Here is a 22,207-nt window from a genome sequence, read left to right as displayed (position 1 = left end):
GCCCAGCCAGTCGGATCACGCTACAGCAGCTCTTCCCCGGCGAGTGCCAGGCGCGAGCGTTCCACGCTTCTCAGGGTGACATGGCTGGCATGTGCCCAGTTGCTGAAGCGCTGCACCACGGCTGCCATGCCGCAGGTATTGGCGGTGAGGTAGGGCGTGTCGATCTGGCCGACGTTGCCCAGGCAGACGATCTTGGTGTTACGCCCCGCGCGGGTCACCAAGGCCTTGAGCTGCTTGGGGGTGAAGTTCTGGGCCTCGTCGATGATCAGGAAGGTATCGTTGAGCGTGCGGCCGCGCATGAAGCCCGGCGCGCGAATCTGCACGCGGGAGCCGATCAGCGTGCGGGTGGCATCCTGGCTCCAACTGGTGCTGCCGTCATGCTCGTCGCGCAGCAGGTTGTCCATGTTGTCGTGGAAGGCGCCCATCCAGGGCGACATCTTCTCCTCCTCGGTGCCGGGCAGAAAGCCGATGTCCTCGCTCATCGTGATCGGCGCCCGGGTGAAGACGATGCGCTCGAAGCGCTTGCCGTCCAGGGTCTGCTGGAAGGCCGCCGCTAGGGTCATGTAGGTCTTGCCGGTGCCGGCGCTGCCGGCGATGGTCACCAGGTCGATGTCGTCGTCCATCAGCAGGTTGAGGGCGAAGTTCTGGCGGCTGTCGTGGGCGTGAACGCCCCAGACGCCGGCCTTGTGGCGATAGTTGGTGAGTAGCTGCAGCCGGGCGTGGTGGGGGCCCAGTTCGCGGACGATGGCCTCGAAGCTGGCACCGTTCTCGCTGTCCGATACCAGCATGCCCAGGTGCCAGTCGGCAGGCATGCACCCCTCCAGACGGTAGAAGGTGTGGTGGTCGACCCGCTCCACCGTAACGTCTACCTCGAGCTGGTCCCAGGGGCCGTTGTCGCCGGCCTCCGAGTCGGGGTAGATGCGTACGCCGTCGAGCATGGCGTCGCTGTCGCTGAAGGCGCGGTCGGTCAGGTAGTCCTCGACCGGCACCCGCAGGGCGGCGGCCTTGACCCGCAGGTTGATATCCTTGGAAACCAGGATGACCGAGGCGTCGGGGCGTTCGTCGCGCAGCTGGCACGTCTCCGCCAGCAGCCGGTTGTCGGGGCTCTCTTCCAGGTGTTCGAGGGACTTCAGTTCGGGATAGCAGAGAAATCTCAGCCGCCCCATGGGGGTGCCACCGGCGCGGGGAATGGGGATGCCTTGCTGGATTTCGTCGAAGGAGACCTGATTGGTCAGGTCGGAGAGGGTACGACTGACCTGGCGGGCGGTGCGAGCGATCTCGCGCAGGCCGTTCTTGTGCTTGTCGAGTTCCTCGAGCACGGTCATGGGGATGACCACTTCGTGTTCTTCGAACTGATACAGGGCAGCGGGATCGTGGATCAGGACATTGGTGTCCAGCACATAGAGCCGCTTGGCTTTCTTGTCGAGTCGAACCATCGGGCAACGCTCCTGGGTAGAGGGCACCTCCGGCACCGGCCCGCTTGCCTTCCCGTCGCCTGACAGTCCGGCTCACTCACTGGCCAGTGCCACTACGAAAGGCTGGTTCCTCCTCTTCAACCGTCTTTCAGACGTTTGACTCCAGGATGACGCCTTCGTCTCCAGGCTACCATTGAAAGGCTTCAACGATCTGCCGTGGTTTGTCGGAGCTGGCCCTGAAGTAAGCTGCGATCATTGATGGCGAGCATGGCCCGGCGCACCATATCGGCATATTATTGAATGATCGTTGAACCGGCCTAATCCCGCTGAACATGAGGCTATCGGACTCCTCGGGGGGGCCGATACTCGCCTACGGTGATGTATCGGTAGTGCTAATAGCGGTGTCCATCGTCGCGCGATTGGCGAAACGGCCAGCTTGAAATACATATGCAGAGTGCACTCAGTCGCACGATAAAACATAACAACGTAGGGAGAAGTGAATGGAACCGGCACTCGTGGTCTTGATGGTGGCCGGTGCGGCGCTGCTTCTGGCAATGCTTTGCATGGTGATGTACTTCTCGGGCCGCGCTAAGCGAAGCGCTACTCCGCCGGCAGCCTCAACGATAACGCCGACGGCCGAGCCGGCCACCTCTGTCTCCGCCCCCGCCGAGCCCGAAAGCCCGGTTCAGGTAACCGCAGCTGAGCCGGAGGAGGCACCACCGCCCCCCCCCCCCCCACCCATCGCTTCCAGGCGGTGTCGGGCAACGACATCAAGCAGTGCCTGTTCGTGGTGCTCGACTGGCCGGGGCTCGATACCAATCGACGCCTCGTCAAGCTGTTCCGGGAAGTGAATGCCCACTACGACGACAAGCTCGGCGTCTACGTGATCCGCGCCCCCCAGGCCGGCTACAAGCTCACCATCGCCAACTCCTCGCCACCCGGCACACTGCCGCCCATCCATGAAGGTGACGACCAGCCCATCGTCAAGGGCGTATCGATCCTGATTCACTTCATCAACAAGCGCAGCGTGGCACGCAATCCTGAGACGCTGATCCGCATCACCCAGTCCATCGTCGCCATCGGCGGACATATCCTCGATGCCGATCGCAACGAAGTCAGCAAGGAGGAGTTTGAGCAGTTGAGAAAGCAAGCACTATGAAGCAAGCACTATGAAGGGTGGCGTCGATACCCCGGTGATCAGCCCTTGCGGCGCAGCGGGTCGAGCAGTTCGCCCAGGCCGTTGTGGTCGATCTCGTGCATCAGGTGCAGCAGCCGGCCGATCTCGCCGGGCGGGAAACCCTCACGGGCAAACCAATTGAGGTAGGGGCCGGGCAGGTCGGCGATCAGCCAGCCTTCGTACTTGCCAAACGGCATCCTTAGTGTAACCAGCGTTTCCAGATCCTCGGGGTTCACGCCTTGTCGCTCCTTTGCCGTTTGCAGTGGACACTCTGACAGCTCGACACTTTACGGCTTGGCGACGTCGCCCGCCAGCCGTCCTCCTCGACAGAAGCAACTCATCTCCTTGACGGAAAATACCGCTATCGAGCGCCGCATTGCGTCGCGACTGGCGCCGCCGGGCGCCGCCGGGCGCCTTGGGTTCTGCGTGCAAGCCCTAACACCCCGTTTGACGCCCCCACGCCGGCTAACTAGCTTGGACCGGTAAGTGATCGTGTTCCGACGAAGGAGCCCGGCATCGTCGGGGACGGCGGGTGAGTAAGTGCTTGCGGGGGCGAAAAATTGGGTTCTTCACACTTTGGCGTGAATCTGCTCTGCACAGACTGCATTGTGGAAGGACGCCTCGGCGATAGCGACGCAGGCGCTCCTTGTTGGAGCGCACGGTTCGGCGCCCCGACTCCGCATCGCGACTGGCGCCGTCAGGCGCCTCGGCGGAGGCCACAGCGTTGGCGATGGTCGCTGGCACGGGCAACACCGCCGGGAGGCCTTCGGCCTCCAGTCGTGATCTAAAGATTTTCCTACAGGGTGGTAGTCGCCTGTTATGGCAGGGAAAAGCAGCTGTAGGAGCGCTGGTCCCCATCGCGATTGGCGCCGTCAGGCGCCTCGGCGGAGGCCACGGCGTAGGCGATGGTCGCCGGCACGGGCAACCCCGCCGGGAGGCCTTCGGCCTCCAGTCGTGATCTAAAGATTTTCCTACAGGGTGGTAGTCGCCTGTTATGGCAGGAAAAAGCAGCTGTAGGAGCGCTGGTCCCCATCGCGATTGGCGCCGTCAGGCGCCTCGGCGGAGGCCACAGCGTTGGTGATGGTCGCTGGCACTGGCAACCCCGCCGGGAGTCCTTCGGCCTCCAGTCGCGATCTGAAGATGCTCCTACAAAATGGCGTGGCACCGTCGGTAGAAAGAATCATTGTTGGAGCGCTGGTCCCCATCGCGATTGGCGCCGTCAGGCGCCTCGGCGGAGGCCACGGCGTAGGCGATGGTCGCCGGCACGGGCAACCCCGCCGGGAGTCCTTCGGCCTCCAGTCGCGATCTGAAGATGCTCCTACAAAATGGCGTGGCACCGTCGGTAGAAAGAATCATTGTTGGAGCGCTGGTCCCCATCGCGATTGGCGCCGTCAGGCGCCTCGGCGGAGGCCACGGCGTAGGCGATGGTCGCCGGCACGGGCAACCCCGCCGGGAGTCCTTCGGCCTCCAGTCGCGATCTGAAGATGCTCCTACAAAATGGCGTGGCACCGTCGGTAGAAAGAATCATTGTTGGAGCGCTGGTCCCCATCGCGATTGGCGCCGTCAGGCGCCTCGGCGGAGGCCACGGCGTAGGCGATGGTCGCCGGCACGGGCAACCCCGCCGGGAGTCCTTCGGCCTCCAGTCGCGATCTGAAGATGCTCCTACAAAATGGCGTGGCACCGTCGGTAGAAAGAATCATTGTTGGAGCGCTGGTCCCCATCGCGATTGGCGCCGTCAGGCGCCTCGGCGGAGGCCACGGCGTAGGCGATGGTCGCCGGCACGGGCAACCCCGCCGGGAGTCCTTCGGCCTCCAGTCGCGATCTGAAGATGCTCCTACAAAATGGCGTGGCACCGTCGGTAGAAAGAATCATTGTTGGAGCGCTGCTCCGCATCGCGACTGGCGCCGTCAGGCGCCTCGGCGGAGGCCACAGCGTTGGTGATGGTCGCTGGCACTGGCAACCCCGCCGGGAGGCCTGCGGCCTCTTCACGCCAGTCTGCGTAGAACCAAAAATTGCCGGCGCATGGGAGCAATAGACCTGAACAACAAGACAGGAGTGGCAATGACCACCTTCCAGACAGGCATCGTGACAGAAAGCGACAACACCGAATGGCGAAAGCTGTTCGATGGCTATGCCGAGTTCTACGGCTTACCAATGGACGACGCCACTGCGGCAACCGTCTGGAGTTGGCTGCTGGACCCCCAGCACGTACTCGAAGGAATGCTCGTTCGGGATGAGAGCGGCAAAGCGGTCGGGTTCGTCCATGTGCGCGCCTGCCCCAGGCCCCTGGGCGGCTGCGAAGTCGGCTTCCTCGACGACATGTTTGTCGCCCCCGGCGCGCGTGGCAGCGGAGCGGCCGGTGCATTGTTCGAGGGCCTGAAAGAGATTGCTGAAACCCGCGGATGGCCAACGATTCGATGGATTACCCAGCATTTCAATGAGCGGGGTCGGGCATTCTACGACCGTTATACGGGAGGGCCGAGCGACTTCATCATGTATCAGTGGAAGCAGGAGTAAAAGCACCAGCCACAGCGCGGCAGCGCATCTTCTTGACATAAAATACCGCTGTTGGAGCGCCGCTTTGCGCCGCTACCGGCGCTGGCAGGCGCCCAGCTTTGCCGCGAGCCAGCGTGGTGAGCATGGTCGCGGCGAGCCCCGTGGCGGCGAAGCCGCAGAATGCAACCTCCCCCTGATCTGCTAGTCTCAGAGTTGAGTCATGGATGGTCGACTCATGCGGCGACACACGCAACCGGAGCGGACGATGAAGAAACTCAGGATTCGTGACAACGCATTGAAGGCGCAGTTGCGCACGCCAATGTTTTGCATGCGGCAACAGAAGCCCAGGAAGGGCAAGGGGAGCTACTCTCGCAAGGGGCGGGAGCATCGCCAAGCGGCCTGATCGGCTGTTTCGCGATACTTTCGCCCCTTCAGGCGGGATGCCTGGTACAAACAGTAAGGAGCTGACATGGATGATGGCTTCGGGAACCTGTCGCTATTTACGCGGCAGGTGCTTATCGCGGTGGGGCTGCTCGCCCTGGTGGCGATACTGCTTTACTTTGCTGGTCAACTGATCGACGTAATGCTGCTGGTTTTCGCCGGCATCCTCGTCGCCGTGTCCATCGACGGGGTTTCGCGGCTTTTTGCCCGCCACCTGCCGCTCCCGCGGTTCTGGACGCTATCCCTCGCCTTTCTATCGATCGTGCTCTTGCTTGTGGGGCTGAGCTCCCTTATCGGTCCCCCCTTGATGGCACAGTTCCCGCAGCTGATCCAACAGTTGCCTGAGGCGCTGGAGGAACTCACGGCCATGTTGCTGGGCCTGCCTGGTATCGAAGCGGCGCTGGATGAAGTGGAGGAGCCAGGCCAACTCATCAATCCGCTGCTGGAGCAGGTCACGAAAATCTTCACTTCCACCTTCGGCGCCATTGCCAGCTTCTTCCTCATTCTGCTGATCGGCATCTATCTGGTTCTGAGCCCGTCCATGTACCTGAGCAACGCTTTGCTGTTGTTTCCACCCGCCCTTCGCGAACGCTGGTCGAATGTCATTGTCACTCAAGGGAGAGCCTTGCGCCTCTGGTTATTGAGCCGGCTGATCTCGATGTTGTTCGTCGGCATCTTTATCAGTATTGGCCTGTATTTCATGGGAGTTCCCATGGCCGGAGCCCTGGGGCTGATTGCCGGCCTGCTGACCTTTATTCCCTATCTGGGGCCGATACTAGGCATGATCCCCACCGTGCTGATTGCTTTCCTGGCGTCGCCTGAGCTGGCGCTCTATGCCATCTTGCTCTATTTCGTCGTGGAAACGCTGGAGTCGAACGTGGTGATGCCGATTGCTGCCAAGGGGGTCGTGCGCTTGCCGCCTGCCTACACCGTCATCGTACAGCTTGCCGGTGCGGCAGTTGCCGGCCTGGCCGGTGTGATCCTGGCAACGCCAATCGCCGTGGTGGCGGTCGTTGCCGTCCAGATGCTCTATATCGAGGATGTGCTGGGCAGCAAGGTTGACGTGCTAGGGAAATGATCGATTTTGTTGATGGCTCTGATGCGGCGGCGCCCCCGGTAAAGCCCTATGATTGATGACGGTGACATCTGATGGGCAGGTTTGTGATTAGTGTGAAAACGGCATGACCTTGCAAATCTCCGGGGGGCACTCGCTGCCATGACAACGCGTATCTTGATCCTCCAGGGGCATCCCGACGCCGGCAAAGCTCACCTGTGCCACTCGCTGGCCGACCACTACCGGGCAGGTGCCGAATCACATGGACATGAGGTACGGGTGGTCGATATCGCCACACTCGAGTTCCCCTTGCTGCGCAGCCAGAAGGCATGGAAGGAGGACCCGCTGCCGGCTGCCTTGCAGGAGGCACAGAATGCCATCGCCTGGTGCCGGCATCTGGTGCTGATCTTTCCCCTTTGGCTTGGCGACATGCCGGCCCTGGTAAAAGCCTTCCTCGAACAGGTGATGCGCCCCGGTTTCGCCTTCGAGTATGAGGACGGTAATCCGATGGGCAAGAAGGGCTTGACCGGCCGCACCGCGCGGCTGGTCGTCACCATGGGCATGCCTGCACTGATCTATCGGCATCTCTATCGTGCGCACAGCGTCAAGTCGTTGGAACGTAATGTGCTCGGCTTCGTCGGCTTCTCTCCTATTCACGAGACCCTGATCGGCAGGGTCGAGTCGATGAGCGAACGAGGTCGCGCGAAGTGGTTCCGCAAGATGCATGGGCTTGGTGCCGAGGCAGAGTAGGACGCAAGCGGGTATCGATTGATATATACGGGTACTGGCGACCTGTTGACTGGCAATAGCATGGATGGACAGCCAATGACGCAGCGCCGCTCAGATCAGTACGACGAAATGCTGTTCAAAGTCATCTATCAAGTCTCCCAGCTGAGACTCAAGCAGTGCCTGCATGAAGCCCAAGCAGCAGCGGCGCATATTGCTGAAGAGCAGTTCCCAGGCTTGCTGGCGTGGCGGCTGGCTTGCCACGCCATAGTGCGGCAAGCTAGAGTTTCGCCAGCACCGCGTCGACGCTGCTCTCGTCGACCACGCCTCGCTCGGTATCGACCCCAATGTATTGCACTACCCCATCATCGGCAATCAGTGCGTAGCGCAGGCTGCGCACGCCCATGCCAGCGGCGCTACGGTCGTTCTCCAGGCCTATTGCTCGGGTGAAGTCTGCATTGCCATCGGCCAGCATCAGAATCGCCTGGGCGTTCTGATCCTTCTGCCAGGCACCCATGACGAAGGCGTCGTTGACCGAGAGGCAGGCCAGTGTATCGACGCCTCGCGCCAGCACCTTGTCGGCTTTGACCACAAAGCCTGGCATGTGTGTGTTGGAACAGCCGGGAGTGAAGGCGCCGGGCACGGCGAAGAGCACGACTCGCTTGTTGGCGAACAGTTCGCCGGTGGAGATATCTTCCGGGCCATTGGGCCCGTTGGTCTTGAGGGTGACGTCTGGGATGGTGTCGCCGATAGAGAGTGTCATGCAATGATTCCTGAGTTGAGAGTCGGGCTGCAGTGGACAGACGGTATTGTGTTTAACCTCCCTGATAGGCGTCGAACACTTCCTGCCCGGTCATGTCTTGGGTCTCGTTGGCGAAGGTATAGTAGTTCGGCTTCTGGTCGATGAATATCTGGGTATCGAAGCTCCAGGCCTCGCCGCCGTCGACCAGGCCCACTGGGATCGCATAGTGGTCGCCGGTCTTCAGGCGATAGAAGAGATGGGTACCGCAGCGCTGGCAGAAGCCCCGTTCGGCCCACTCCGACGAGGCGTAGACTGTGACGTTCTCCTCGCCTTCGATCTCGACTTCACTGACCGACTCCAGGGCAAGCATCGGGCCGCCACTCCAGATCCGGCACATGCTGCAATGGCAGGCTCCCAGGTTCTGCTTGCGGGCTACTACGCCGAGTTGCACGGCACCGCAAAGGCAGCTTCCGCGCGCGGTCATCCCTTCCATCCTCGTTTCCTCCCGGTTTTCGACAGTGTAACGGTCAGGCAATGATTGAGCCTGTGCCCCGCTTCAACCCTGTTCCTTCGCAGAGAAGGCCGGTCGGTGGAAGGCAGCAGCTGCTTCCACCTCGGTCAGGCCGATGAGGCCGGGCTCGGGGACCTCGCCGCCGGCCAGCACCTCCAGCACCGTTCTCACGCCGCGGGCCAGAGAGAGTAGGTGATACCCCCCTTCCAGCACGAAGACCAGTCTGCTGTCACAGTGCTTTTGGGCCAGTTCCTGCAGGGTGCGCGTCATGGATGCGAAGCCCTCGTAGGAGACATTGAGCGCCAGGTCGAAAGGATGAGGATCAAAACCGACTGAAACCAGGATCAGGTCCGGCTGGAAGGAATCTGCGGCGGGGACCAGGATGTCCTCGAAGGCCTTGAGGTAGGCTAGGTCGCCGGCGCCTGCCGGCATGGGCACATTGACGGTGGTGCCTTCACCGAGGCCCACGCCGACATCCTCGAGGTTGCCGGTGCCGGGATAGAAGGGGGAGGCACGGTGGATATCGAAGAGCATCACGTCGGGGTCGGCCCAGAAGATATCCTGGGTGCCGTTGGCGTGATGGGCATCCCAGTCGACGATCAAAACACGTTCGCAGCCAAGCTCCGCCCTGGCATGGGCCGCTGCGACTGCCACGTTGTTGAACAGGCAGAAACCACGGGCACGGACAGGCTCGGCGTGATGTCCGGGTGGCCGAACCAGGGCAAAGGCGCTCAGGGTTCGCCCCTGTATGACGGCCTCCACCGCGGCGATGGTCGTGCCGGCGGCCACTTCTGCCGCCTCGACGCTACCGGGAGAGACGGCGGTGGTGTCGACATCGAGCCAGGCATTGTGGCCGCGCAGTTCGAAAACATGGTCCAGATAGGAGCTGGTGTGAACTCGCCCCAACTGCTCGCGGGTGGCGGCTTTGCCGCTTTCGAATTGCAGTCCGGGGACCGGTTCGAGTTCGAGCAGTTGTCGAATGGCGGTCAGTCGCCCGGCGTGCTCTGGATAGACCCAGGGAACCTTCAGAGCCGAAAGAAGTTCGCGCACACGTCGGTCCATGCGCCCCGGGAGGAAAGGGGCATCGGAGTCCGGCTTATGTGCCAGGACTCGCTCATCGTAGAAGGCGGTTACCTTGGTTGCATCTGCCACTGGCAATACTCCTTGAGACGGCGCAGGGAGCGTGGGGTATCACGGCGCTATATCCATATGGGCCAAGGATAGCCGAGGAAGTGGCGACATGCCGCTTTCTGGCAGGATTCATGCAGAAGGGGGTGCCTCTGAGCCGACGTTGCCGCCAGCGCCGACGATGCCTGCTACGGCTCCCAGGGCCTTCTTGTTGATGAAGGGCACTACGCCATAGGTTGCGCCCTCGGCCATCTGCACGAACAGGCTGAACACCAGCATGATACCGATGGCGTAGGAGAGTACATGCATCTGCGAGAAGGCGACCAGGGCGATGCCCTTACACACCAGCGCGATGAACAGCCAGCGCACCCGGCCCTTGAGCCCACCGTTGCGTGCGAAGAGGTCGGAAAGATGCCGCCCATGGTGCGGGCGAAGACGTTCATCAACCCGAATAGCCCGGCGATCATCCCGGCGGTGGCCAGCGTCAGGTCGAAGTGATCGAAGAAATAGATAGCGGCAATGTTGTTGACGGTCAGTTCCACGCCGAAGCAGATGGCATAGACCACGAACAGTGCCCAGACGCGGATGTCCTTGGCGGCCGCCAGAAAGGTCTGGCCGGCACCGCTGTCACCGTTGGCCTGGGGAAGCTCGCCCCGGGCGCGCAGGTCTTCGAAGTTGCCGTTGGGCGCGTCCTGGGTAAAGCGGTAATAGCAGATGCCGGTGATGAACAGCACCACGCCGGGTACTACCATGGCCAGGCGCCAGCCAAGTGTCTCGCTGACACCCAGCATCAGCAGGCCTGAGAAGATCAGCGGCATCAGGATCTGGGTGGTACCGCCACCCAGGTTGCCCCAGCCGGCGCTGGTGGCGTTGGCGGTGCCGACCACGTTGGGGGCGAACATCATGGTGGTGTGGTACTGGGTAATGACGAAGGAGGCGCCGATGGCACTGATCGCCAGGCGTGCCAGCAGGAAGGTCTCGAAACTGTTGGCGAAGCCGATACCCATCACCGGAATCGAGCCCAGGATCAATAGGCCTGAGTAAGCCTTGCGTGGTCCGATGTGGTCGCAGAGCACGCCGATGAGCAGGCGCACGACCACGGTGATGGCCACCGACGCGATGATGGTGTTGCCGATCTGGGTCTGGGTGAGGGAGAGGTCTTCACGGACTACCGCCATCAGCGGGGCGATACCGAACCAGCCGAAGAAACAGATATGGAAGGCGAACCACGAGAAGTGGAAGGCCCGCATCTGCGGGGTACTGAAGTTCAACAGGCGAATCCTGTTGGCTTTGTTGAGGATTTCCATGAGTCAGGCCTCGCGCTTGATGGGTAGCGATTACGGAGAACGTGTCCTTCATCGTTGAAGGTCAGGTTCGACGTACTCGTACTCCGGAGAGCCTGGTTCACGCCTACCACTCGTTGATTTGAATCAAGCAAGCGGCTTGCCACTGTTCGTTTAAATATTATATTTCATATGCTTAAAAGAGAATTGCCGCGCTCCGGCAGCGGCGGGTGCGGCTGTCGGAGTACGGCAAGGGTGCAGTGCGAAAGGGTCATGCCCTGTGATGGTGCTGCCGGTGCCAGGTTACGGTTGTGAGGAGGTGGCACGGCGCTCAGCTCATGGTCAATTCATGGCCAACTGCTGATTGTCCCTCTGGCAGGCCAGGAAGGCAGAGTTTTCCAGCCACTCCGAGTCGGGGTAGTAAGCGAAGAGGTACTGGTCTTCCTTGATGCTGTCGATCAGCGGGTAGGTGACTTCCTGGCGTACGGCGGGGCAGCCCTGGCTGCGCCCGAGCCGTCCGGTCTTCTCGATGAAGGCCTCGCTGACGTAGTCGGCACCGTGGATGACGATGGCGCGCTGGTAGGCCAGGTCATTGACGCCTTCCTCGAGGCCTTCCAGGCGCAGCGAATAGCCGTTTCGGCCGTAGTAGCTGTTCATGGTGCGAAACAGGCCCAGGCTCGACTGGTGGCTTTCCGGTGTATTGGAAAAAAATGTTGCCTCGGCGTCGCCGGAGCCTTGGCCGTGAGAGACCAGTTCCTCGAATATCAGCTCAGTTTCGGCAAGGTCGAAGACCCACAGGCGTAGCTCGGTCGAGGGGCGGGAAAAATCGATCACCGCCAGGCGTTCGGCATTCGGTTCGGCGCAGGCCAGGGCATTGGCGGCAAGCTGGAGCACATGGGGATCGGCATCTGGCGCCAACCGAGTCAGAGTGTATCCAAGCGAGGCGTCATGCTGCGGCTCGGAGAGCAGGGCCTGGGCGAGGAAACCGCTGGCCTGGGCCGCTGGAGCGGCGAGAAGCAGCGTGGCAAGCGCGGTGCAGGAGAGTCGTGATAGCGTGAAGTGTCGGTTCATGGCTAGCCTGTATGCAGCTCATCAGGTCGTGCCGCTCAATACCGTCGGCGACGTGACCCAGGCAATCGTTGCGGAGCCAGCATCCATGGGCCCCGGATAAAACTATTATGAAGAGATGGGCCAGGAAGGCCAGGCAGCTTATCAACGGATCAGGGGTGCATCATGCGGGTATTTGTCGCAATTGGATTTGTATTGGCCATATTGTCGGGAGTGTCGGGGATCGCCCAAGCGGAGGATCCGTCGACCGGCCAGGACGATGCCGATTCGGTATCGCAAGCCATTGCACGCCTGGCCGAGGAAGAAGGGGTTTTCCTGCAGGCCTTCTACGACGCTCGCGGCCATCGCCCGGCCTGGCATGATGGCGAGACGGTGGCGGCCTTCGCCGCGGCGCTGCACACCCTGGATAGCGATGGGCTCATGCCTCAGGATTACCAGGCCGATAGCCTGATGACTACACATCGCCAGGTCTATGCCGAGGGGGATAGCGAGGGGGATAGCGAGAGAGAGGCGCGATTCGACCTGCATGTCAGCCGGTTGCTGCTGACGGCACTCGCCCACCTTCAGCGCGGCAAGGTGGATCCACGCGCCATCGACCCCGATTGGGAGATCCCGATAGAAGCCGTCGAGCTGGACCCGGTTGACCTGTCCCGGGTGGTCGATGCCCAGCGCTTCGAGCAGGCCTTTGCCGAGGCGCGTCCTGCCTATGCGACCTATGAGCGACTTCGCTCAGGTCTGGCCCGGTATCGAACCCTCGAACGATTGGGCGGATGGGAGAGCCTTTCCATGCGTCAGCAGGCGCTGCGGCCGGGGGACATCGATGACGATGTTGCGCTGTTGCGGGAGCGTCTGGCCATCATGGGCGAAGTTGAACTCATGGCTGCCGCCATTGAGGCCTTCCCCGGGGCCGTACTCGAAGGGCGGGATCCGCGGTACTACGATGCGAAACTCGAGGCGGCAGTGCGTCGCTACCAGCGCCGCCATCTGCTGGAGGGGGACGGCATCGTCGGCCCCCAGACTCTGGCCGCCTTGAACGTGCCGGTGGCTGATCGTATCGATCAAATTCGCTTGAACATGGAGCGTGCCCGCTGGTTGCTGCATGGACTGCCGGAATCGTTCGTGCTGGTAGACATTGCCGGCTATCGGCTCAGTTATTTTCGCCCCAATGGGGAAATCTGGCGTTCGCGGATCGTGGTGGGGCGCCCCTATCGACGCACACCGACGCTACGCTCCGAGATCACTCATATGACCGTCAATCCGACATGGACGATTCCCCCGACGATCCTGCGTGAAGACGTGCTGCCCGCGGTGCGCCGGGACCTGGGCTACCTGTGGCGTGAGCGGATCCAGGTGCTCAGTCCTTCGGGCGCGCCGCTGGATCCCTGGGAGATCGACTGGTCGCGGCCGGGCAATGTCGTGCTGCGCCAGAGTCCCGGGCCGCATAATGCGCTGGGGGAGCTGGTGGTCCGTTTTCCCAATGACCATATGGTCTACCTGCACGATACCCCGTCCCAGGGTCTCTTCGCTCGGGAGCAGCGAGCCGCCAGTTCTGGCTGCATTCGGGTGGAAAATATCGGCGAGTTCGCTCAACTGCTGTTCGACGACACCGACAGCGGCCACGATGTGCGGGCGCAGATCGACCGTGGGGAAACCCGCAACGTGCGGCTTGCGGAGCGCATGCCGGTGATCCTGCACTACTGGACCGTGCACCCGGCCGAAGATGGCCAACTGGCCTTTCGACCCGATATCTACGAGCGCGACGATGCGCTGCTCCAGGCGCTGGATCGGCCGTTATCGCAACAACGACTCGGCGGATGAAAAGTGCATCCTCAGCGATACCCCTTGGCCTGCAGGCGGAACAGCCGGGCATAGCGGCCGTTGGCGGCCAACAGCGTCTCGTGATTGCCCTGCTCGATGATCTCGCCGCCGTCGATGACCAGGATGTGGTCGGCGGCGCGCACGGTGGAGAAGCGGTGGGAGATGAGAATGGTCATCTTGTCCCGGCTGTGTTGGCGAAAGTCGTCATAGACGGCGGCCTCGGCGGCGGCATCCATGGCGGCGGTGGGCTCGTCCAGCACCAGGATATCGGCGCTCTCGCGCATATAGGCCCTGGAGAGGGCGATCTTCTGCCATTGGCCGCCGGAGAGCTCCTGGCCACCCTTGAACCAACGGCCGAGCTGGGTGTGGTACCCCTTGGGCATGGCGTCAATGAACTCCTCGGCGAGCCCGCGGCGAGCCGCCTGCTGCCAGCGTGCCTCATCCTCGAAGGAGGCTACGTCGCCGGCCCCCAGGTTCTCGCCCACCTTCATCTGGTAGCGCACAAAGTCCTGGAAGATCACGCCGATGCGTCGACGCAGGGTCTGCACGTCCCAGTCGCGCAGGTCGCTGCCGTCGAGCAGGATCCTCCCTTCGCTGGGTTCGTAGAGTCGTGTAAGCAGCTTGATCAGGGTGGTCTTGCCGGAGCCGTTGGCGCCAACCAGGGCCAGGCTGCCGCCGGGGGTGACATGCAGTGAGATGCGGATCAGTGCCGGTTTGTCGGCACCGGGGTAGGTGAAGCTGACGCCTTCGAAACGGATGCCATCACCGGGCCGGGCTCCCTGCGTGAGGGTGCCTTGCTCGGCGGCCACCGGTTGCTCCAGATACTCGTATAGGTTCGACAGGTAGAGGTTGTCCTCGTACATGCCGCTGATCGAGGTGAGGCTCGCCGAGAACGCCGCCTGGCCCTGCTTGAAGACCATCAGGTACATGGTCATCTCGCCCAGGGTGAGTTGGCCAGTCACGGTCTCCACCACCACCCAGGCGTAGGCGCCGTAGAAGGCGAGTGTGCCCAGCAGACCAAGAAAAAAGCCCCAGGTCTCGCGGCGGATGGTCAGGCGGCGGTCCTCGCCGTAGAGGGTGTCGAAGATGGTGCGGTAGCGTGAGAGCAGCAGTGGCTCGAGGCCGAAGAGCTTGACCTCCTTGATGCTGTCCTCGCGAGCCATCACCGTCTCCAGATACATCTGCATGCGGGTCTGGGGTGATCGCCAGCGAAACAGGCGGAAGGCATCGCCGGAAAACTTGGCCTCCGAAGCGAAGACCGGCAGGGCGCCGACCATCAGGATCAGGATCGCCCAGGGCGAGAACTGCACCAGCAATACGCCGAAACTCAGCAGAGAGATGGCGTTCTGCATCAGCGAGAAGGTCTTGTTGACCAGGCCGAGCGGGCGAATCGAGGCCTCGCGCCGGGCTCGGGTCAGCTTGTCGTAGAACTCGGAGTCTTCGAACTGGGCAAGTGACAGGGTGCCCGCTTTCTCAAGGATCATCACGTTGACCTTCTGGCCGAGCAGCGCGCGCAGCAGCGACTGCTGCCCCGAGAGCCCACGCTGGGCCATGGCGATGGCGGCGATGACCCCGCCTTCCGCCATGACGTAGCGCAGCACCGGCCACCACTCGACCTCGCCGGTGTCGCGATGGTGGGCCATGGCGTCGACCACCGAATCGACAATGAGCTGGCCGATCCAGGCGGCGACAGCCGGGAGTATTCCGGCGACCAGGGTGCAAACGGCCAGGCCAACGGTCAGCGGACGTGAGGTCTGCCACACCAGGGCCAGCGCTCGCCGGCTGTAGCGAAACACGCCAAAGAAAGCGCCTAGGCGGTTGCCTGCCGGAGGCGGGGTCGGAATGGCAGTTCGCGAATAGGACGAGGACAAGGGACGTCTCCGGAAGAGGGCCTGGCTCAGCGTCCGTTCTGGTCAGTCAGGGCTATCCTGAACGAACCGACGCCCCACCGGTTGGCGGGGCGTCGGTTATAGGACGGAAGCGTGTGGGGTCAGTCGTCGTCGCTGCCCGAGGCCTGGGCCACCACGGTGCCGGTCTCTCCGGAGCGCAGGACGGCCAGCAGCGGTTCGGCTTCTTGCTGGAAGGCCATCAGACGTTCTCCATCGAGGCTCTGGCTTTCCGGCAGCTCAACCTTCATGGCGTCGACGGCGGAGTTGTTGACGATGACCTCATAGTGCAGATGAGGTCCGGTGCTGCGGCCGGTATTGCCCGACAGTGCAATACGCTCGCCCATCGACACCCGATCGCCGCGGCTGACCAGCGGACGCGACAGGTGGAGGTAGCGGGTACGATAGCCATTGTCATGACGAACCACCAGGTAGCGGCCTGCGACCGGATGGTTGCCGACCTTCTCGACGCGACCGTCGGCCGGAGCCTGGACCGGCGTGCCGATCGGCATGGCCCAGTCGGTGCCCCGGTGGGGGCTGACCCGCCCGGTGACCGGGTGAGTGCGCCGCGGGTTGAAGCTGGAGCTCATGCGGTAGCTGCCCTCGAAGGGGTAGCGGCTGAAGGCAGGGTCGAGGCTCTGGCCATCGGGGGTATAGTAATTGTTGTCGGCGCTGTTGCGTACCAGGGTGAGGTCCATGCGCGCCCCTTCATACTGGATCGCCAGTATGCGGGAGTCGAAGCTGGCACCGTCGATGATGTCGGACTCGATCAATACCTGGAACTCGTCACCGCGGCGGGTATCACGGCGGAAGTCGAGCTTCTTTTCCAGCAGCCGTGAAATCTGGGCGACTTCGGTGCTGGAAAGACCGGTGGCCTGGGCAGAACGGGCAAAGCTGCCGCTGACGCTGCCGGCGAACAGGCGCTGGGTGGCCTCGCCGGCACGCTCGATGGTGGCCACCTCGAAGCCTTCCTCCTCGCGTTCCAGCAGGAAACCTTCGCGGGCATTTTTCATGACCCGCATGGCCATCAGTCGATCCTGTTCATCCAACTGGTACTCGAAGGTGTTGCCGGCTCGCCAGTGGGTCAGGACTCGCTGGTCCGGCAGGCCTTCCAGCAAGCCGATCGCTTCGCTGTAGCCGAGGCCCAGCTCGTTCTGGGCCAGTACGGCGAAGGTATCGCCCTGCTGCACGGTATAGGTCCGCCACTCGGGCACGAAGGGCTCGTCGGCGTCTATTTCCCGCTCGAAGGCAACGGGACCATCCTCGAAGAACGCCAGTTCCGCGTCGTCATAGTCCTCGTAGGAGGTGGCGTCGGCGGCCAGCGCTTCGTCGTCGGTATGGGTGTCATCCAGCATGCCGCTGGCCAGGGTGCCAATGACCAGGGCCATATGCAGCGCGCCGGAGTCCAGGGTGGCGACCAGTTCTACGCTGGGGGCTTCCTGTTCGGCGGCGACCGTCTCGACTCCCGGCGGCGAGGCAAGCAGCTTGGGGGCGGCTTCACCATGAGTGTCGCCGGACAGGCTTGCGCTGCTGAGATCGATGATCTCGGTGGGCTTCAGCTGGGAAAGGGGAATGTAGCCGCGGGTGGCATCGATGGTCTGGGTGGCGATCTCGATGGCATCGGCTACCGAGTAGCGGTCGCTGTTTAGCGAGGGGAGACCGGGCTGGGTCTCGGGCGCCAGGGGATACAGAACGGTTTCGGGTATCTGCCCCTGTCGCTGGGTGTTCTCGACAAGAGTGACGATCTTGTGTGCGCCCAGCACTGTGACCATGGTGGCAACGGGTAACAGTAACAACTTATGCGTGCGGGGCAGCGAATGAAGGATTCGCAACATGGTGTTCGGCCATATGAAAAAGTGACATGAGTAAAAAAAGGCATGGGAACCTTAACCCATGCTATATGGCATGCCTAGACTGTAAGAATATACAGCCAAGTGCTTCCCGGGAGAATTGTCTCTATTCTCCCGGGCCATGTCACTATTTTCGAACACCGTTCCGGAACATTTCCATTGAACGGTAACGGGCCTGAAAAGACAACCCCTTGGCCCGGATGAGTGCAAGAACGAGGGCTGTGCCGATTCTCCGGGTGGCATCAGGGTGCGGTGAAGGTGCCATTGCGATAATCCGCCAGGGCCTGTTCGATCTCGTGTGGGTGGTTCATCACGAAGGGCCCATAATGCACGATGGCCTCGCGATGGGGCGTGCCGGCCAGAATCAGGCACTGAGCGCCATTCTGGCTGTGCAGCGACAGGCACTGACCTTCGCTGAGACGGGCCAGTTCTCCTGCCCTCACGGGCTGCCCGTCGATCGTCAGCGCACCCTCGAAGACATAGACTGCCAGGGTTTCGTCGGCCATGAGCAGGCTCAGCGTGCCATCGGCGGATAGCCGAGCGTGACCCACGCCCCCTTTGCCGGCCAGGGCGTCCAGCGGCCCTTCCACGGCGTCGCCGCCCTCACTCTGCCAGCGCCCCCCCAGCGCTATCAGTTCGGCACGTTCGCCTTGCAGGTGCGGCATTTCGCCACTGCGCACGTCCCGGTAGGTGGCCGGGCTGAGCTTGTCCCTGGCAGCCAGGCTTAGCCAGAGCTGGAATCCGTGCAGGCCATCGCTATCGGTCAGGGGCATCTCGGAGTGCACGATTCCCCGGCCAGTGTGCATCCACTGGGCATCACCGGCGCAAATGGTGCTCGCATGGTCCAGATGATCCTCGTGGGTGAGTCCGCCATGCAGGATATAGGTCAGGGTCTGGATGCCGCGATGGGGGTGGGGCGGGAAGCCGCCGATATAGTCGTCGGGGCTGTCGGATCCCAACTCGTCGAGCATCAGGAAGGGATCGAGGCCGCCACCGAAGTCGTGGATGCGCTGGATCTTGACCCCGTCGCCGTCCTGGCTGGGCTGGCTACGCATGAGATTGGCAATGCGTCGTGTCTCGAGGGAAGCGGCCATGGGAATGACTCCAGTTTCGGGGAATACAGCTGGCATTCTAGAGCGGAATTTTCGAAACTTAAGCGCATAGTTTTGCAAACTGCATTCGAGGAAATCGAATATGTCTCGCGTCACCCTAGCCCAATGGCAGATGCTTGCGGCAGTGGTGGACCACGGTGGCTTTGCTCGAGCTGCTGAAGTGGTGCACAAGAGCCCATCGACGCTGAACCATGCGGTTCACAAGCTTGAACAGCAGCTCGGCGTGCAGGTGTTGGAGCCGGTGGGGCGGCAGGTGAGGCTCACCGAAGCCGGTGCAATGCTACTGCGTCGGGCGCGACAGCTGATCGAAAGCGCCGAGGCGCTGGAGGATGTGGCGGGGCGACTGGCAGAAGGGCTTGAAGCGGAAGTGGTACTGGCGATCGACCAGATATTTCCTCCCCAGTCGTTGGCAGTGGCATTGAGTCGCTTCTCTGCCGCCTACCCTCATGTACGGGTGCAACTGCACGAGACGGTGCTCAACGGGGGCATCGAGATGCTCTACGATGGCCGCGCCGACCTGGCCGTCTCCGGTCTTGCGGCCCAGGGATTTCTCGGCGAGCCACTGGCCCACGTGCGCTTCATCGCCGTGGCGCACTGCGAGCATCAGTTACACCTGCTCGATCGACAGCTTGACTTGCGTGACCTGTTGCGCCATCGCCAGGTGGTGGTGCGTGACTCGGCGCTGCGTCAGTCGATGGACGCCGGCTGGCTCAAGGCCGAGCAGCGCTGGACCGTCAGCCATCTTGAAACTTCGATCGACATGGTGCGACGCGGCCTGGGGTTCGCCTGGTTGCCGGATACCCGAATCGCGGCGGATATGGCAGCGGGCAGGATGAAGGCCCTGGCATTAGCTGCCGGAGGCATTCGAGAAATACCCATGCAGCTGATTTTTCGTGACCGGGACCGTGCCGGGCCCGCGACCCATGCCATGGCCAAGGCGCTGCATGGAGCGGTTGCCAGCGAGTGTCCGACGGATGCAGAGAGAGGTGATTCGATGTAGTCGTATGAATGTGGCCAAAAACTGCACTTGAGGGTCGAGGAAATCAGCTTAATCTGAAGGCAGATAAATTTTTTGATCGGGAGTTCATGATGGGCCTGTTGATCGACGGCGAGTGGCAAGACCAGTGGTACGACACCAAGAAACATGGCGGTGAATTCGTCCGTGAGTCCGCCAAGCTGCGGGACTGGGTCACCGCGGATGGCGGTGACGGACCCGAGGGTCAGTCGGGGCTGTGCGCTGAGCCGGGGCGATATCACCTCTACGTGTCGCTGGCCTGCCCCTGGGCGCATCGCACCCTGATCATGAGCAAGCTCAAGGGGCTGGATACGCTGATCGGCATGTCTTATGTCAGTCCCCTGATGCTGGATCAGGGCTGGAGCTATGACGAGCAGGAAGGTTCGAGCGGCGATTCCGTCAACGGCGTTGCCTATCACCACCAGCTCTATACCATGACCGACCCCCGCTACACCGGGCGGGTGACGGTGCCGGCCCTGTGGGACAAGCGCGAAGGGCGCATCGTCAACAATGAGTCGGCCGAGTTGGTGCGCATGTTCAACGATGCCTTCGATCACCTGACCGGCAACCGGTTGGACTTCTACCCGGCCGACCTGCGCGAGACCATCGACGCGGTCAACGAGGATGTCTACGAGCACATCAATAATGGCGTCTACAAGTCGGGCTTTGCCACCGAGCAGGCCGTGTACGAGAAGCACGTGCTGGCGCTGTTCGAGTCGCTGGATCGCATGGAGGCGAGACTTGCCGAGAATCGCTACCTGGCCGGAGAATGGCTTACCGAGGCCGATATTCGCCTGTTCACCACCCTGGTGCGCTTCGATGCCGTCTATCACGGCCATTTCAAGTGCAACCTGCGCCGCATCGAGGACTACCCGAATCTCTCGAACTACCTGCGCGAGCTCTACCAGTGGCCGGGTATCGCCGACACGGTGGACTTCGGGCATATCAAGCGCCACTACTACTACAGCCACGACACCATCAATCCCACTCGCATCGTGCCGGCAGGTCCTCTGCTCGAACTCGATCGCCCCCACGACCGGGAGCGGTTGGCGGGGAAGGGGATCCGAGAGAAGGGATGAAGCAGAAAGGGTGGGCGCCGTCGATGGATAGTGTCGCTGTTGGAGCGCTGGTTCCCATCGCGACTGGCGCCGGCGGTCGCCCCGGCGGTCGCCACCGTGGCATGAAAAAGCAGCTGTTGGAGCGCTGGTTCCCATCGCGACTGGCGCCGTCAGGCGCCTTGGCGGAGGCTGAAACGCTGGCAGTGGTCGCCGGCATTGGCAACACCGCCGGGAGTCCTTCGGCCTCCAGTCGTGATCTAAAGATACTCCAACAACGGCGTGGTGCCGTCGGTGGAGAGGATCGCTGTCGGAGCGCTGCTTTGCATCGCGACTGGCGCCGGCAGGCGCCCCGGCGGAGGCCACCGTGGCATGAAAAAGCAGCTGTTGGAGCGCTGGTTCCCATCGCGACTGGCGCCGGCAGGCGCCCCGGCGGTCGCCACCGTGGCATGAAAAAGCAGCTGTTGGAGCGCTGCTCTGCATCGCGACTGGCGCCGGCAGGCGCCCCGGCGGAGGCCACGGCGTTGGCGGTGATCGCCAACATGGGCAACACCGCCGGGAGGCTAGCGCCTCCAGTCGCGAGCTGAAGCTTCCTCCAACAGCGGTGTGGCGCCGTTGGTGGAGAGGATCGCTGTCGGAGCGCTGCTCCGCATCGCGACTGGCGCCGTCAGGCGCCTTGGCGGAGGCTGAAACGCTGGCAGTGGTCGCCGGCATTGGCAACACCGCCGGGAGTCCTTCGGCCTCCAGTCGTGATCTGAAGCTTCCTCCAACAACGGCGTGGCGCCGTTGGTGGAGAGGATCGCTGTCGGAGCGCTGCTCCGCATCGCGACTGGCGCCGTCAGGCGCCTTGGCGGAGGCTGAAACGCTGGCAGTGGTCGCCGGCATTGGCAACACCGCCGGGAGTCCTTCGGCCTCCAGTCGTGATCTAAAGATACTCCTACAGGGTGGTAGTCGCCTGTTATGGCAGGAAAAGGCAGCTGTTGGAGCGCTGGTTTCCATCGCGACTGGCGCCGGCAGGCGCCCCGGCGGTCGCCACCGTGGCATGAAAAAGCAGCTGTTGGAGCGCTGCTCTGCATCGCGACTGGCGCCGTCAGGCGCCTTGGCGGAGGCTGAAACGCTGGCAGTGGTCGCCGGCATTGGCAACACCGCCGGGAGTCCTTCGGCCTCCAGTCGTGAGCTGAAGCTTCCTCCAACAGCGGTGTGGCGCCGTTGGTGAAGAGAATCGCTGTTGGAGCGCTGGTTCCCATCGCGACTGGCGCCGCCAGGCGCCCCGGCGGAGGCTACGGCGTTGGCGGTGATCGCCAACATGGGCAACACCGCCGGGAGTCCTTCGGCCTCCAGTCGTGATCTAAAGATACTCCTACAGGGTGGTAGTCGCCTGTTATGGCAGGAAAAGGCAGCTGTTGGAGCGCTGGTTTCCATCGCGACTG

19 protein-coding genes and 1 pseudogene are annotated in these 22,207 nt (G+C 62.5%); 9 read left to right on the top strand and 11 right to left on the bottom strand.

Going from position 1 to position 22,207, the window contains the following annotated elements:
* Positions 1-20 precede the first annotated feature (20 nt).
* The gene (locus tag DU490_RS10745) at positions 21-1,436 is read right to left on the bottom strand and encodes a PhoH family protein (RefSeq protein WP_114574289.1); all 1,416 of its coding nucleotides are present in this window, start codon (positions 1,434-1,436) and stop codon (positions 21-23) included.
* Between the two features lie 733 nt (positions 1,437-2,169).
* Here DU490_RS10745 and DU490_RS10740 point away from each other — a divergent pair.
* The gene (locus DU490_RS10740; protein ID WP_114574288.1) at positions 2,170-2,574 is read left to right on the top strand and encodes a cell division protein ZipA C-terminal FtsZ-binding domain-containing protein; all 405 of its coding nucleotides are present in this window, start codon (positions 2,170-2,172) and stop codon (positions 2,572-2,574) included.
* A gap of 38 nt (positions 2,575-2,612) precedes the next feature.
* Here DU490_RS10740 and DU490_RS10735 read toward each other — a convergent pair whose 3' ends face one another.
* Positions 2,613-2,828, bottom strand: a complete 216-nt coding sequence (locus DU490_RS10735) for a DUF3820 family protein (RefSeq protein WP_114479588.1) — start codon at positions 2,826-2,828, stop codon at positions 2,613-2,615.
* 1,825 nt (positions 2,829-4,653) lie between these two features.
* Here DU490_RS10735 and DU490_RS10730 point away from each other — a divergent pair.
* The 4 genes from DU490_RS10730 (at position 4,654) to DU490_RS10715 (ending at position 7,333) form a co-directional block, all read left to right on the top strand.
* Complete coding sequence (locus DU490_RS10730) at positions 4,654-5,109, top strand: GNAT family N-acetyltransferase (protein ID WP_114574287.1); 456 nt, start codon at positions 4,654-4,656, stop codon at positions 5,107-5,109.
* Between the two features lie 199 nt (positions 5,110-5,308).
* Positions 5,309-5,491, top strand: a complete 183-nt coding sequence (arfA, locus tag DU490_RS10725; RefSeq protein ID WP_309485737.1) for an alternative ribosome rescue factor ArfA — start codon at positions 5,309-5,311, stop codon at positions 5,489-5,491.
* Positions 5,492-5,557: 66 nt separating this feature from the next.
* A complete protein-coding gene (locus DU490_RS10720; RefSeq protein ID WP_114574285.1) occupies positions 5,558-6,607 on the top strand; it encodes an AI-2E family transporter in 1,050 nt (349 codons plus the stop codon).
* Positions 6,608-6,745: 138 nt separating this feature from the next.
* The gene (locus DU490_RS10715) at positions 6,746-7,333 is read left to right on the top strand and encodes an NAD(P)H-dependent oxidoreductase (RefSeq protein ID WP_114574284.1); all 588 of its coding nucleotides are present in this window, start codon (positions 6,746-6,748) and stop codon (positions 7,331-7,333) included.
* A 90-nt stretch (positions 7,334-7,423) separates the two neighbouring features.
* Here the strand turns inward: DU490_RS10715 and DU490_RS17200 are convergent, their stop codons facing one another.
* The 6 genes and pseudogenes from DU490_RS17200 to DU490_RS10685 form a co-directional block, all read right to left on the bottom strand.
* Positions 7,424-7,588: a hypothetical protein gene (locus DU490_RS17200; protein ID WP_181870018.1), complete on the bottom strand. Its 165-nt coding sequence runs from the start codon at positions 7,586-7,588 to the stop codon at positions 7,424-7,426.
* A gap of 1 nt (position 7,589) precedes the next feature.
* Positions 7,590-8,072 carry a peroxiredoxin gene (locus DU490_RS10705; protein ID WP_114574283.1) on the bottom strand — a complete coding sequence of 161 codons (483 nt, stop codon included), beginning with the start codon at positions 8,070-8,072 and terminating at the stop codon, positions 7,590-7,592.
* Between the two features lie 52 nt (positions 8,073-8,124).
* Complete coding sequence (locus tag DU490_RS10700) at positions 8,125-8,544, bottom strand: GFA family protein (RefSeq protein WP_114574282.1); 420 nt, start codon at positions 8,542-8,544, stop codon at positions 8,125-8,127.
* Between the two features lie 63 nt (positions 8,545-8,607).
* Positions 8,608-9,714 (bottom strand): histone deacetylase, encoded by a 1,107-nt coding sequence (locus tag DU490_RS10695; RefSeq protein ID WP_258801617.1) that lies wholly within the window; start codon positions 9,712-9,714, stop codon positions 8,608-8,610.
* A 129-nt stretch (positions 9,715-9,843) separates the two neighbouring features.
* A pseudogene (locus DU490_RS10690) lies at positions 9,844-10,997 on the bottom strand (MFS transporter); the annotation flags it as partial.
* A gap of 318 nt (positions 10,998-11,315) precedes the next feature.
* Positions 11,316-12,044: a murein L,D-transpeptidase catalytic domain family protein gene (locus DU490_RS10685; RefSeq protein ID WP_114574281.1), complete on the bottom strand. Its 729-nt coding sequence runs from the start codon at positions 12,042-12,044 to the stop codon at positions 11,316-11,318.
* A gap of 192 nt (positions 12,045-12,236) precedes the next feature.
* Between DU490_RS10685 and DU490_RS10680 the strand changes: the two genes are divergently transcribed.
* Complete coding sequence (locus DU490_RS10680) at positions 12,237-13,859, top strand: murein L,D-transpeptidase (RefSeq protein ID WP_258801613.1); 1,623 nt, start codon at positions 12,237-12,239, stop codon at positions 13,857-13,859.
* An 11-nt stretch (positions 13,860-13,870) separates the two neighbouring features.
* Here the strand turns inward: DU490_RS10680 and DU490_RS10675 are convergent, their stop codons facing one another.
* From DU490_RS10675 to DU490_RS10665, 3 genes are all read right to left on the bottom strand, one after another.
* A complete protein-coding gene (locus tag DU490_RS10675) occupies positions 13,871-15,703 on the bottom strand; it encodes an ABC transporter ATP-binding protein (RefSeq protein ID WP_258801630.1) in 1,833 nt (610 codons plus the stop codon).
* A gap of 146 nt (positions 15,704-15,849) precedes the next feature.
* Entirely contained in the window at positions 15,850-17,580 is a 1,731-nt protein-coding gene (locus DU490_RS10670) for a peptidoglycan DD-metalloendopeptidase family protein (RefSeq protein ID WP_114574279.1), read from the bottom strand.
* A 257-nt stretch (positions 17,581-17,837) separates the two neighbouring features.
* Positions 17,838-18,689 carry a pirin family protein gene (locus DU490_RS10665; RefSeq protein ID WP_114574278.1) on the bottom strand — a complete coding sequence of 284 codons (852 nt, stop codon included), beginning with the start codon at positions 18,687-18,689 and terminating at the stop codon, positions 17,838-17,840.
* A gap of 100 nt (positions 18,690-18,789) precedes the next feature.
* Between DU490_RS10665 and DU490_RS10660 the strand changes: the two genes are divergently transcribed.
* From DU490_RS10660 to DU490_RS17325, 3 genes are all read left to right on the top strand, one after another.
* The gene (locus DU490_RS10660; protein ID WP_114574277.1) at positions 18,790-19,707 is read left to right on the top strand and encodes a LysR family transcriptional regulator; all 918 of its coding nucleotides are present in this window, start codon (positions 18,790-18,792) and stop codon (positions 19,705-19,707) included.
* An 89-nt stretch (positions 19,708-19,796) separates the two neighbouring features.
* Positions 19,797-20,801 (top strand): glutathione S-transferase family protein, encoded by a 1,005-nt coding sequence (locus DU490_RS10655; protein ID WP_114574276.1) that lies wholly within the window; start codon positions 19,797-19,799, stop codon positions 20,799-20,801.
* 1,204 nt (positions 20,802-22,005) lie between these two features.
* Positions 22,006-22,207, top strand: a 202-nt coding sequence (locus tag DU490_RS17325; protein WP_220270486.1) for a hypothetical protein, incomplete at its 3' end; no start/stop codon positions are given.

It is taken from the genome of Halomonas sp. DQ26W, assembly GCF_003339685.1.
In the GTDB taxonomy this organism is placed as follows: Bacteria; Pseudomonadota; Gammaproteobacteria; order Pseudomonadales; family Halomonadaceae; genus Halomonas.
Note: the sequence above shows the minus strand (reverse complement) of the source record. Positions and strands in the feature narration are given on the sequence as shown.

Bases quoted from the DNA above. Each gene is read 5' to 3' on its own strand.
- arfA (WP_309485737.1), top strand. From the start codon at position 5,309: ATGGATGGTCGACTCATGCGGCGACACACGCAACCGGAGCGGACGATG.
- DU490_RS10730 (WP_114574287.1), top strand. From the start codon at position 4,654: ATGACCACCTTCCAGACAGGCATCGTGACAGAAAGCGACAACACCGAA.
- DU490_RS10665 (WP_114574278.1), bottom strand. From the start codon at position 18,689: ATGGCCGCTTCCCTCGAGACACGACGCATTGCCAATCTCATGCGTAGC.
- DU490_RS10685 (WP_114574281.1), bottom strand. From the start codon at position 12,044: ATGAACCGACACTTCACGCTATCACGACTCTCCTGCACCGCGCTTGCC.
- DU490_RS10655 (WP_114574276.1), top strand. From the start codon at position 19,797: ATGGGCCTGTTGATCGACGGCGAGTGGCAAGACCAGTGGTACGACACC.
- DU490_RS10660 (WP_114574277.1), top strand. From the start codon at position 18,790: ATGTCTCGCGTCACCCTAGCCCAATGGCAGATGCTTGCGGCAGTGGTG.
- DU490_RS10745 (WP_114574289.1), bottom strand. From the start codon at position 1,436: ATGGTTCGACTCGACAAGAAAGCCAAGCGGCTCTATGTGCTGGACACC.
- DU490_RS10705 (WP_114574283.1), bottom strand. From the start codon at position 8,072: ATGACACTCTCTATCGGCGACACCATCCCAGACGTCACCCTCAAGACC.
- DU490_RS10670 (WP_114574279.1), bottom strand. From the start codon at position 17,580: ATGTTGCGAATCCTTCATTCGCTGCCCCGCACGCATAAGTTGTTACTG.
- DU490_RS10720 (WP_114574285.1), top strand. From the start codon at position 5,558: ATGGATGATGGCTTCGGGAACCTGTCGCTATTTACGCGGCAGGTGCTT.
- DU490_RS10700 (WP_114574282.1), bottom strand. From the start codon at position 8,544: ATGGAAGGGATGACCGCGCGCGGAAGCTGCCTTTGCGGTGCCGTGCAA.
- DU490_RS10715 (WP_114574284.1), top strand. From the start codon at position 6,746: ATGACAACGCGTATCTTGATCCTCCAGGGGCATCCCGACGCCGGCAAA.